Source organism: Angustibacter speluncae (genome assembly GCF_054777815.1).
Map to the genome: position 1 here is coordinate 1 of NZ_BAAHAF010000169.1, position 10,182 is coordinate 10,182.

11 protein-coding genes and 1 pseudogene are annotated in these 10,182 nt (G+C 75.4%); 5 read left to right on the plus strand and 7 right to left on the minus strand.

The window, feature by feature from the left end; genetic code table 11:
* Positions 1-668: L,D-transpeptidase family protein (locus tag ACYVKY_RS18955; protein ID WP_460436545.1), on the plus strand; the 668-nt coding region annotated here is incomplete at its 5' end.
* Here ACYVKY_RS18955 and ACYVKY_RS18960 read toward each other — a convergent pair.
* Positions 648-1,340, minus strand: coding sequence for a hypothetical protein (locus ACYVKY_RS18960; protein ID WP_460436546.1), 693 nt, complete (start codon positions 1,338-1,340; stop codon positions 648-650). The genes ACYVKY_RS18955 and ACYVKY_RS18960 overlap by 21 nt on opposite strands.
* 97 nt (positions 1,341-1,437) lie before the next feature.
* Here ACYVKY_RS18960 and ACYVKY_RS18965 point away from each other — a divergent pair, with 97 nt between their 5' ends.
* The 3 genes from ACYVKY_RS18965 to ACYVKY_RS18975 all read left to right on the plus strand — a co-directional run bounded on the left by ACYVKY_RS18965 (position 1,438) and on the right by ACYVKY_RS18975 (position 4,368).
* The gene (locus ACYVKY_RS18965) at positions 1,438-2,634 is read left to right on the plus strand and encodes an acyl-CoA dehydrogenase family protein (protein WP_460436547.1); all 1,197 of its coding nucleotides are present in this window, start codon (positions 1,438-1,440) and stop codon (positions 2,632-2,634) included.
* Positions 2,635-2,704: 70 nt separating this feature from the next.
* The gene (locus ACYVKY_RS18970; protein WP_460436548.1) at positions 2,705-3,406 is read left to right on the plus strand and encodes a YflT domain-containing protein; all 702 of its coding nucleotides are present in this window, start codon (positions 2,705-2,707) and stop codon (positions 3,404-3,406) included.
* Positions 3,403-4,368, plus strand: coding sequence for a winged helix DNA-binding domain-containing protein (locus tag ACYVKY_RS18975; protein WP_460436549.1), 966 nt, complete (start codon positions 3,403-3,405; stop codon positions 4,366-4,368). Before ACYVKY_RS18970 ends, ACYVKY_RS18975 begins: the two co-directional genes overlap by 4 nt.
* A gap of 40 nt (positions 4,369-4,408) precedes the next feature.
* On the opposite strand, the gene ACYVKY_RS18980 is transcribed toward ACYVKY_RS18975, so the two are convergent.
* Genes ACYVKY_RS18980 through ACYVKY_RS18990 form a run of 3 tightly spaced genes read right to left on the minus strand, consistent with a single transcriptional unit; the run spans position 4,409 to position 6,511 of the window.
* Positions 4,409-5,179, minus strand: a complete 771-nt coding sequence (locus tag ACYVKY_RS18980; protein ID WP_460436550.1) for an SDR family oxidoreductase — start codon at positions 5,177-5,179, stop codon at positions 4,409-4,411.
* Position 5,180: 1 nt separating this feature from the next.
* The gene (locus ACYVKY_RS18985) at positions 5,181-5,996 is read right to left on the minus strand and encodes an RDD family protein (protein WP_460436551.1); all 816 of its coding nucleotides are present in this window, start codon (positions 5,994-5,996) and stop codon (positions 5,181-5,183) included.
* A 23-nt stretch (positions 5,997-6,019) separates the two neighbouring features.
* Positions 6,020-6,511, minus strand: coding sequence for a hypothetical protein (locus ACYVKY_RS18990; RefSeq protein ID WP_460436552.1), 492 nt, complete (start codon positions 6,509-6,511; stop codon positions 6,020-6,022).
* A 58-nt stretch (positions 6,512-6,569) separates the two neighbouring features.
* On the opposite strand from ACYVKY_RS18990, the gene ACYVKY_RS18995 reads away from it, so the two are divergent.
* Positions 6,570-7,565: a stage II sporulation protein M gene (locus ACYVKY_RS18995; protein ID WP_460436553.1), complete on the plus strand. Its 996-nt coding sequence runs from the start codon at positions 6,570-6,572 to the stop codon at positions 7,563-7,565.
* Between the two features lie 25 nt (positions 7,566-7,590).
* Here ACYVKY_RS18995 and ACYVKY_RS19000 read toward each other — a convergent pair whose 3' ends face one another.
* The 3 genes and pseudogenes from ACYVKY_RS19000 to ACYVKY_RS19010 all read right to left on the minus strand — a co-directional run.
* On the minus strand, positions 7,591-8,904 hold the full coding sequence (locus ACYVKY_RS19000) for a DUF58 domain-containing protein (RefSeq protein WP_460436554.1): 1,314 nt from the start codon (positions 8,902-8,904) through the stop codon (positions 7,591-7,593).
* 16 nt (positions 8,905-8,920) lie between these two features.
* On the minus strand, positions 8,921-9,931 hold the full coding sequence (locus ACYVKY_RS19005; protein ID WP_460436555.1) for an AAA family ATPase: 1,011 nt from the start codon (positions 9,929-9,931) through the stop codon (positions 8,921-8,923).
* Between the two features lie 71 nt (positions 9,932-10,002).
* Positions 10,003-10,182 (minus strand): annotated as a pseudogene (locus tag ACYVKY_RS19010) (hypothetical protein); the annotation flags it as partial.

Below are 10,182 nucleotides of genomic sequence, written 5' to 3' on the forward strand. Positions count from 1 at the left end.
CCACGACGCCGGCGCCGACCGCCGACCCGACCGCCCCCGCGCCGCCGCCCACGTCGGCGCCGCCGGCCGACGGCACGATGCGGCCGGGCGACAGCGGGCCGCAGGTCCTCGCGCTGCAGCAGCGGCTGACCGAGCTCGGCTACTGGCTCGGCACGCCCGACGGCACCTACGGCAGGCTCACCACGCAGGCCGTGCTGGCGCTGCAGGGCGTCGCCGGTCTGCAGCGCGACGGCAAGGCCGGTCCGCAGACGGCGGCCGCGCTCGCGGCGGGTGCGCGCTACCAGCCCACCAGCAGCAGCGGGGTCGTGACCGAGATCGACCGCGACGAGGGCGTCATCGCCTTCGTCCGCGACGGCCAGGTGCGGCTGGTCGTGCACACCTCGACGGGCTCGTACGAGGAGTACACGAACAAGGGCCGGACGCTGCTCGCCGACACCCCCGCCGGCAGCTACAGCGTCACGTGGGCCTACGACGGCATGCGGAACGGCGACCTGGGCGAGCTCTACCGCCCCCGCTACTTCCACCCGGACGGCATCGCGGTGCACGGGTACCCGTCGGTGCCGGCGTATCCCGCCTCGCACGGGTGCGCCCGCGTCTCGAACGCCGCGATCGACATGATCTGGCGGGACGACCTGATGCCGAAGGGGTCAGCCGTCGTCGTGCTCTGACGCGTCCCCGGGCTCGTCGGGCCCGTCCGACCCGTCGGGCGAGGCGGTGCGGTGCCGGTCGAACCAGCCGCCGGGCTCCAGGTCGCGCAGGGGCTGCAGGTCGGGCTCGACCACCTGGGTGCTCTCCCACGGCCACAGCTCGACGGCCCGGGCGCACGCGTCGGCGATCGCGGTGGCGTCGAGCTCGGCGTGCACCTCGCCCACACCGAGCTCGGGGTGGGCGACGACGACCCCGATCCGCCCGGGCGGGGGCGCGGGGGTCAGCCACACCGTGGTCTCGGCGCCGGTGTCGCTCGAGCTGCTGCCGTGGGGCACCAGCAGCGGCTCGTCCGGTCCCCGGTCGCCGGCCGGCCCCCACGGCTCGGCGCCCAGCGTCGACACCACCGCACCACCGGGCAGCGTCATGCCGACCAGCACGTCGTGGTGGAACGGCGGCAGGCCGAAGGCGCGCTCGCGCCGCTGCTGCAGGGTGAGTGACCCGGGTCGCACCCGCACCTGCACCTGCAGCAGCACACCGGTGCTGTAGGCCGACCCGCCCACCAGCGCGACGACCAGGTCGGCCGTGCGCAGCAGCTCGACCCGCAGGTCGAGTGGTGTCGCCAGCTCGTTCTCGGGCGGCGAGAACCGCCGGAACGCGGCCTCGTGGTCGTCGTCGCCGTCGCTGCTGATCACCAGTGAGCTGTGCATCCCGTCACGTTCGCACGTCGGGTGGGCAGGCTCACAGGGCTTTGCCCTGCCGACCCCCGCGGGCCGTGGACATACTGCGGGCATGGGACGACTCCAGCGCACCGAGGGCCTCACCGACGACCAGCGCGAGCTGCTGAAGCTGGTGCGCCAGTTCGTCGACGAGCAGATCATCCCGGTCGCGCAGGACCTCGAGCACGCCGACGAGTACCCCACCGAGATCGTCGAGGGCATGAAGGAGATGGGGATCTTCGGGCTGATGATCCCCGAGGAGTACGGCGGTCTCGGCGAGTCGCTGCTCACCTACGCGCTCTGCGTCGAGGAGATCGCGCGCGGGTGGATGAGCGTCAGCGGCATCATCAACACCCACTTCATCGTGGCGCACATGCTGGTGCACCACGGCACCGAGGAGCAGAAGCAGAGGTACCTGCCGCGGATGGCCACGGGCGAGGTGCGCGGCGCCTTCTCGATGAGCGAGCCGGGCTGCGGCTCCGACGTCTCCGGCATCCGCACCAAGGCGGTGCAGGGCGACGACGGCGGGTGGTCGATCACCGGCCAGAAGATGTGGCTCACCAACGGCGGCTCGTCGACCCTCGTCGCGGTGCTCGTGAAGACCGACACGGGCGCCGACTCGGTGTACAGGAACATGACGACGTTCCTGGTCGAGAAGGAGCCCGGTTTCGGCGAGACCGCACCGGGTCTCACCGTCCCGGGCAAGATCGAGAAGATGGGCTACAAGGGCGTCGACACCACCGAGCTGGTGCTCGAGGGGTACCGCACGACGTCCGAGCAGATCCTGGGCGGCGAGCCGGGCAAGGGCTTCTACCAGATGATGGACGGCGTCGAGGTGGGCCGCGTCAACGTCGCCGCCCGCGCGTGCGGCGTGGCCATGCGGGCGTTCGAGCTCGGCACCGCGTACGCGCAGCAGCGCGAGACGTTCGGCAAGAAGATCGCCGACCACCAGGCCGTGCTGTTCCGCATCGCCGAGATGGCCACGAAGGTCGAGGCGGCGCACCAGATGATGGTGATGGCCGCTCGTACCAAGGACTCCGGCAGCCGCAACGACCTCGAGGCCGGCATGGCGAAGTACCTGGCGTCCGAGTACTGCTCGCAGGTCGTCGAGGACTCGTTCCGCATCCACGGCGGCTACGGGTACTCCAAGGAGTACGAGATCGAGCGGCTCTACCGCGAGGCGCCGATGCTGCTCATCGGCGAGGGCACCGCCGACATCCAGCGGATGATCGTCGGCCGCCGGCTGCTCGAGGACTACAAGCTGTCCTGATCGGCCGGCGGACGGGCGCCGTCCAGCCCGCTCCCAGGTCGCTCCCAGCCCGGTCTGCGACGATGGGGGCATGTCGAACCTGACGCCGGGCCGCGGGCGGGGCCCGATGCTGCCGGCGCCGCCGCCCGGCCACCCGATCGCCACCTACCGCTCGTACCTCGAGGCGCAGCGCGCGGTCGACTACCTGTCGGACGAGAAGTTCCCCGTCCAGCACGTGTCGATCGTCGGTACCGACCTGAAGATGGTCGAGCGCGTCACCGGTCGGCTCACCTACGGCCGCGTCGCCCTCGCGGGTGCGCTGTCCGGCGCCTACTTCGGCGGGTTCGTGGGCCTCGTGCTCGGCCTGCTCGGCGGGACGGGCCTGGCCACCGTGCTGCTGCCCGCCATCCTGATCGGCGCCGGCATGGGCATGATCTTCGGCCTGATCTCCTACGCCGCCACCGGCGGTCGACGCGACTTCACCTCGACGAGCCAGATCGTCGCCGCGCAGTACGCGGTCTGGTGCGCCGACGAGCACGCCGGCGAGGCCACCCGCGTGCTGCGGGGTCTCGACGGCGGGGCCGGCCTCGCCGGGCCCTCGCCGCACCCCGCCCCGCCGGCCGCCGCGCCTGCGCCGCAGCAGCAGGCGCCCGACGTCCCTGCCGCCCCGCCCACCGGCCCCACGTACAGCGAGATGCTGGCGAAGCAGAAGGCCGAGCAGGCCGCCCGCGAGGAGCAGGAGCAGCGCGACCGGCTGACCAAGCAGCAGCAGGACCCGCCCCCGCCGCAGTGAGCACGCCGCAGGTGGTCGCCGCGCAGGCGGTGGCCCACCGCCTGCGGGTGCACCACCTGCACGAGCGACTGCCGGCGGGGTCGTACCTCGACGCGGCGCGGTTCGGCCTGCAGGACACCGTGCCTCGCGACGCGCTGCTCGCCCTGCACGCCCGGGTCGAGGCGTGCGGGCCGGACGCGTGGGAGGCGCCGGGCCTGGTGCAGACCTACGGCCCGCGGCAGGCCGTGTACGTGCTCCGCGCCGACGACTGGACGCCGTTCACCCTCGGCCGGTTGCCGCGCGACCCCGACGCCGTCCGCGCGCTCGACGAGCTCGTGGGCGAGGTGCTGGTCGCCGGCGACCTGACCGCGGCCGTCGCCGCTCACGCCCGGATCGCCTGCGCCACAGGTCGATTGGCGATCCGCTGGGACGCGAGCCGTGTCACCGTCCGGGAGGTGGCGGCCCCCGACGCCGACCCCGAGGACGCCCGCCGCGCGCTGTGCCGGCTGCACGTCGCCGCCTTCGGCCCGACGACGCGCAGCGCCTTCGCGTGGTGGGCGGGCGTCGCGCCGCGCGACGCCCGCGCCACCTGGGACGCCGTGCTGCCCGACCTGGTCGAGGTCGACCTGGAGGGCGTGCCCGCGCACGTGCTGCCCGAGCACGTCGACGACCTGCTCGACGGGGCGCCGGCCGAGGGCGTCCGGCTGCTGGTGCAGCCCGACCTGCGGCTGCTCGGGCGCGACCGCACCGGTCTGCTCGCCGGCCCGGGGCTGCGCGCCCTCGACCCGGCGCTCGACGGCCACCACCCGCACGGCGTGCTCGTCGACGGCCGGCTCGCCGGCGCCTGGGGACGGCGGGCCGGCGAGGTCGACGTGCGGCTGAGCCGCCCCGTCGGGCGGGCGGTCCGGGAGGCGGTCGAGGCCGAGGCGCTGTCGATGCCCGTGCCCGGCGTCGGGATGAGCGTGCACCTCACCCCGGCCTGACGGGCTCGGGGCCGACGGTTGCACGTCGGCCCGGCCGGATTCAGTCGGCGGTGCGGAAGCCGCCGTTGCTCAGCAGCAGCTGGCCGTTGATCCAGCCGCCCTGCTCGGACAGCAGGAACCGCACCAGGTCGGCGGTGTCCTGCGGTGTCCCGAGCCGACCGGCGGGCGTGGCCGCGGTGCCGCTCGCGCGCACGGCGTCGTCCATCCACCCCGTGTCGACCGGGCCGGGGTTGACCACGTTGGCCCGCACGCCGAGGTGCGCGAGCTCGTGCGCGGCCGCGACGACCACGCGGTCGAGCGCGCCCTTGCTCGCCCCGTACGGGGTGTTGGAGGCGGTGTGGTCGCTGGTGAGGGCGACCACGCGACCCCGCACCTCGCCCGGCGCGGGCGGGTCGGCCGGCAGCTGCTCGGCGAACGCCTTGAGCAGCAACCACGTCGCCCGGGCGTTGACCGCGAAGTGCCGGTCCCAGCTCTCGACCGAGGTCGTGAGGATGTCGCTGTCGACCGACTCGCAGTGCGACATGACCAGCGCCTGCAGCGGTCCGAGGGCGTCGACGGCGGCGGCGACCAGCCGCCCCGGCACCTCGGGGTCGGCCAGGTCGCCCGGCACCAGCGCGACGCGCACCCCGAGGTCGCGGCACCGGCGGGCCACCTCCTCGGGGTCGTCTGGGGTGCGCTCGTAGCCGAGCCGGTCGTCGTAGGGCGTCCAGTACCCGAGGGCGAGGTCCCAGCCGTCGGCGGCCAGGCCGAGCGCCAGCCCCGCCCCGATCGAGCGCAGCCGGCCGACGCCGGTGACGAGCGCGACCGGCACGTCAGCCCATCCCGTGGGGCAGCTTGTGCAGCAGCGCCTCGCGCTCACGGGCGTGGTGCTGCTCGCGGGTCAGGCGCTCGAGCTCGCGGCGGCTCCGCTCGGCCACGACCGCGGCCAGGAAGCGCTCGGGGTGCGTGCCGGGGGGCGGGGGCGGTGCGACGAGCTGCGAGACCTGTTCCGCGAGCGAGGGTCCCAGGCGCTGGCGGGACGCCGGGTGCAGCCGCTCGGCGCGACCGAGGAAGGAGCGCAGCGCCATCGCGAGCCGGTCGGGCAGCCGCCCGATGTCGGCCGTCACCGCCCAGCCGGCCAGCTCGGGCGGCATCTGCACGGTGGACCGCTCGACCCGCGCGATGCGCTCGTTCACCACGTAGGTGCCGGCCACCATGTCGCCGATCCGCTTGCCCTTTCCGTTGGCCAGGGAGGCGATCACCGCCGCGCTGCCGCCGGTCAGGAAGATCTCGCCGAAGCCGCAGATCGCGCGGATGAACGCGTGCCGCGCCCGGATCGGGCCGCCGTCGTCGCGCACGACCCGCAGGCCGAGCGCCAGCTTGCCGAGCGAGCGGCCGCGGGTGAGGGTCTCGACGACGCCCGGCACGATCACCAGCAGGAACACCGCCGAGGCCAGGCCGATCGCCTGCTGCGCCGCGCTGTCGAGGAAGAACGACGCGCCGCCGACGACGAGGCCGACGACGAACAGCGCCACCACGAGCACGAGCAGGTCGAGCAGGATCGCGACCATCCGGGTCGCGAACGACGCCGGGTGCAGGTCGAGGACGACCGCCTCGCCGATGACGAGCTCGTCGTCCCCCGTGACCATGCGCCGAGTCTAGGTGGAGGCGGTCACCAGTACTGGGCGAGGACGAAGTGCCCGACCTCGTCGACGACGTCGACCTCGATCTCGGTGTCGAGCCCGTCGACCACCCCGGTGCAGGAGGTGGACGCGCCCTCCTCGAAGACCAGCTCCTCGCAGCGCAGGTCCTCGTGGGTGCTCCAGTCGGCCTCGAGCACCTGCTCGACCTCGGTGCGCACCTCGTCCGGCGTGTAGACGCGGCCCGGCTCGGCCTGCGGCAGCGTGCCCTCGAGCTCGTACCCCGGGTCGACGCCGCCGGCCAGGCCCGAGCCGACCACGAACACGCCGAGCCCGATCACGCCGAGCAGCGCCAGGACCGACAGCACCAGCGCGGCGACCGCGAGGCCGGCGCCGCCGCGAGCCGGCGGGGGCGGGGGCGCGGGCGGCGCGTAGCCGCCGTACGCCACGGGCGCCGGCGCCCGTGCGGGCGTCGCCGCCGCCTGCGGCAGCACGGCGGTCGGCGGGGACCAGGGGTTCGTCACCCGTGGTGGATCGGTGCGCGGCGGCACCGGCTTGAGGCGGCGCTTGTAGGCTGGTGGTGTGGACCTCGAGGCGTTCGAGGCCGTCCACGCGGGGGAGTGGGCCGAGCTCGACGACCTCGTGCGACGGCGCCGGCTCAGCGGTGAGCAGACCGACCGCCTCGTCACGCTCTACCAGCGCACGGCGACCCACCTGTCCCAGGTGCGGTCCGCGGCGCCCGACCCCGTGCTCGTCGGCCGGCTCTCGACCCTGGTCGCGCGCGCCCGCGGGCGGCTCACCGGCGGCAGCGAGTCGGCCTGGCGCGACGTCGCGCGGTTCGTCACCCTCTCCTGCCCCGCGGCCCTGTACCGGGTGCGCTGGTGGACGCTGTGGGTCACCGCGCTGTCGGTGCTGCTCATGGTGCTCGTCGGCTGGTGGGTCGTGTCCAGCCCCGAGGTGCAGGCCTCGCTGCTGAGCGAGGACGAGACGCGGCGCCTGGTCGAGGAGGACTTCGTCGGGTACTACACCGAGAACCCCAACGCGTCGTTCGCGGCGCGCGTCTTCACCAACAACGCCTGGATCGCGGTGCAGTGCGTGCTGTTCGGGGTGAGCGGGTTCTGGCCGGTGTACGTGCTCGTGCAGAACTCGGTCAACGTCGGGTTCGTCGGCGGGGTGATGGTCGCCAACGACGCGGGCGGCGTGTTCTTCGCCAACATCCTCCCGCACGGGCTGCTCGAGCTGTTCGCGGTGTTCACGGCGGCGGCCGCCGGTCTGCGGCTGTTCTGGGCGTGGGTCGACCCGGGACCCCGGCCGCGGATCCAGGCGCTCGCGCAGGAGGGGCGCGCCCTGTTCACCGTGGCCGTCGGCCTCGTGGGGGCGCTCGCCCTGTCCGGCGTGGTCGAGGGGTTCGTCACCCCGAGCGGTCTGCCCACGCCCGTGCGCATCGGTCTCGGCGCGCTCGCGCTCGCCCTGTGGGTCACCTACTGGTGGACGCTCGGTCGCCGCGCCGTGCGCCTGGGCGAGGACGGCGACCTGCCCGAGTACCTGCGCGGGGAGTACCGCGCCGTCTCGGGCTGACCGCGGCCCCTCCGTCCGGCCCGGGTCAGAGCCGGCCGGCGGCCTTGAGCGCGAGGTAGGTGTCGGCCAGCCGCGGCGGCAGGTTCGCGGGGGCGGCGTCGACGACCGTGACGCCCGCCCGCTCGAGCCCGGCGGTGACGGCCGCCCGGTCCATCTCGGTGCGCAGTGCGGCCGCGGCGTCGTAGACGGCCACGGCGTCGCCCCGGCCGAGCGCCATCGCGTGCAGCACCGGGTCGGCGACCGAGGCCACCACGACGGTGTGCCGCGAGGCGAGCTGCCCGGCGACGGGCAGCAGCCCCTCCTCGACGGCACCCGCGTCGAGCGGGGTCAGCAGCACCACGAGCGCGCGCTGCGGCACCCGGGTGCGTACCTCGGTGACGATGCGCGGCCAGTCGGCCTCCACCAGAGCCGCTTCCAGCGGCGCCATGGCGTCGACGAGCGCCGGCAGCAGCGCGCTGCCGGTGCGGCCGACGACGCGGGTGCGCACCTCGCGGTCGACGGCGACGAGGTCGACCCGGTCGCCCGCCCGGACGGCGAGCGCCGCCAGCAGCAGGGCGGCGTCCATCGCCGCGTCGAGCCGCGGCTCGTCACCGACCCGGGACGCGCTGGTGCGCGAGGTGTCGAGCACGAGCAGGACCCGCCGGTCGCGCTCGGGGCGCCACGTGCGCACGACGACCTGCTGGCGCCGCGCCGTGGCGCGCCAGTCGATCGCCCGGACGTCGTCGCCGTCGACGTACTCGCGCAGCGAGTCGAACTCGGTGCCCTGCCCGCGCACCCGCACGGCCGAGCGGCCGTCGAGCTCGCGCAGCCGGGCGAGCCGGCTCGGCAGGTGCTTGCGCGAGGTGAACGGCGGCAGCACGCGCAGCCGGCCGGGTACCGCGAGCGAGCGCTGGCGGGCCGCCAGGCCGAGCGGTCCGAGCGAGCGGACGGTGACGTGGCCCGCCAGCCGGTCGCCGCGGCGGGTGGGCGTCGCGGTGCCCTGCAGCCGACGGCGCTCGCCGGCCGGCAGCGTCACCGCGTGCCGCGTCGGTCCGACGCCGGCCGAGGGCTGCCACGCGTCGCGCAGCACCGCCCGCATCGTCCGGGCACCGGTGTGGTGCACGAGCAGGCCCACCGGCGCCTGCTGGCCGAGCCGCACGCTGCCGGGGGCCGACCGCTCCACGCGCAGCGCCAGCGGCGAGGCGGCGAGGGCGAGGTCGGCGCCGACCAGCGCGAGCCACACCAGCACGCAGGCGACCAGCACGAGGCCGGACGGCGCCACGACGAGCACCGGCACGGCGAGCAGCGCGAGCAGCACCGCGCGCCCGGTGAGGGCGAACCCGCCTCTGCGCGTGGTCATCAGGACGTCCTCGTGGTCAGCGGGGTGCGGGGACGCTCGCGAGGACGCTGTCGAGCACCGAGTCGACCGTCACGCCCTCGAGCTCGGCCTCGGGGCGCAGCTGCACCCGGTGCCGCAGCGTCGGGCGGGCGAGCGCCTTGACGTCGTCCGGCGTGACGTAGTCGCGGCCCGACATCCACGCCCAGGCGCGCGCGGTGGCGAGCAGGCCGGTGGCGCCGCGCGGCGACGCCCCGAGCTGCAGCGACGGCGAGGTGCGGGTCGCACGGCACAGGTCGACCACGTACTCGAGCACCTGCGGCGCCACCTGCACCCGGCGCACGGCGGCGCTCGCCGCGGCCAGGTCGTCGGCGCCGGCGACCGCCCGCACACCGGCGGCGTCGAGGTCGCGCGGGTCGAAGCCGCGCGCGTGCCGCGCGAGCACCTCGACCTCGGTGCCTCGGTCGGGCAGCGGCATCGTCAGCTTCAGCAGGAACCGGTCGAGCTGGGCCTCGGGCAGGGGGTAGGTGCCCTCGTACTCGACCGGGTTCTGGGTCGCCGCCACCACGAACGGCTCGGGCAGCGGGCGCGGGACGCCGTCGACGCTCACCTGCCGCTCCTCCATCGCCTCCAGCAGCGAGGCCTGGGTCTTGGGCGGCGTCCGGTTGATCTCGTCGGCGAGCATCAGGTTGGTGAACACCGGGCCCTCGCGGAACGAGAACTCCGCGGTGCGGGCGTCGTAGACCAGCGAGCCGGTGACGTCGCCCGGCATCAGGTCGGGCGTGAACTGCACGCGCGAGTGGTCGAGCGACAGCGCGGCCGACAGCGCCCGCACCAGCAGCGTCTTCGCCACGCCGGGGACGCCCTCGAGCAGCACGTGGCCGCGGCACAGCAGCGCGATCACCATGCCGGTGACCACGGCGTCCTGGCCGACGACGGCCTTGGCCACCTCGGCGCGGACGGCGTGCAGCGCGGCCCGCGGGTCGGCGCCGTCGGCGGCGGGGGCGGCGGCGTCCGGGACGGGCGCCTTCGCGAGGTCGGGCGTCGTCACCTCGGGCGTCGTCGCCGCGGGCGCGGCGGGTGCGTCGACGCCGGGGGCGTCCGGGTGGTGCGGCTGGTCGGTCACGGGGCGGGTGCCTTCCTGTCGGTGGCCTGGGTGGCGGGGGCCTGGGGCGAGCGGGTCTGCGGGTCGACGAGGGCGTCGAGCGCCTCGGCGAGCCGGGCGAGGGCGAGGTCGTCGGCGGGCGGCGGGCCGGCGAGCAGGTCGCGCACGGCGGCGGCGTCGGGGCCGCTGCGGGCGGC

Coding starts and splice junctions, on each gene's coding strand:
- ACYVKY_RS18970 (WP_460436548.1), top strand. CDS start 2,705: ATGTCGAACCTGACGCCGGGCCGCGGGCGGGGCCCGATGCTGCCGGCG.
- ACYVKY_RS18965 (WP_460436547.1), top strand. CDS start 1,438: ATGGGACGACTCCAGCGCACCGAGGGCCTCACCGACGACCAGCGCGAG.
- ACYVKY_RS18985 (WP_460436551.1), bottom strand. CDS start 5,996: ATGGTCACGGGGGACGACGAGCTCGTCATCGGCGAGGCGGTCGTCCTC.
- ACYVKY_RS19000 (WP_460436554.1), bottom strand. CDS start 8,904: ATGACCACGCGCAGAGGCGGGTTCGCCCTCACCGGGCGCGCGGTGCTG.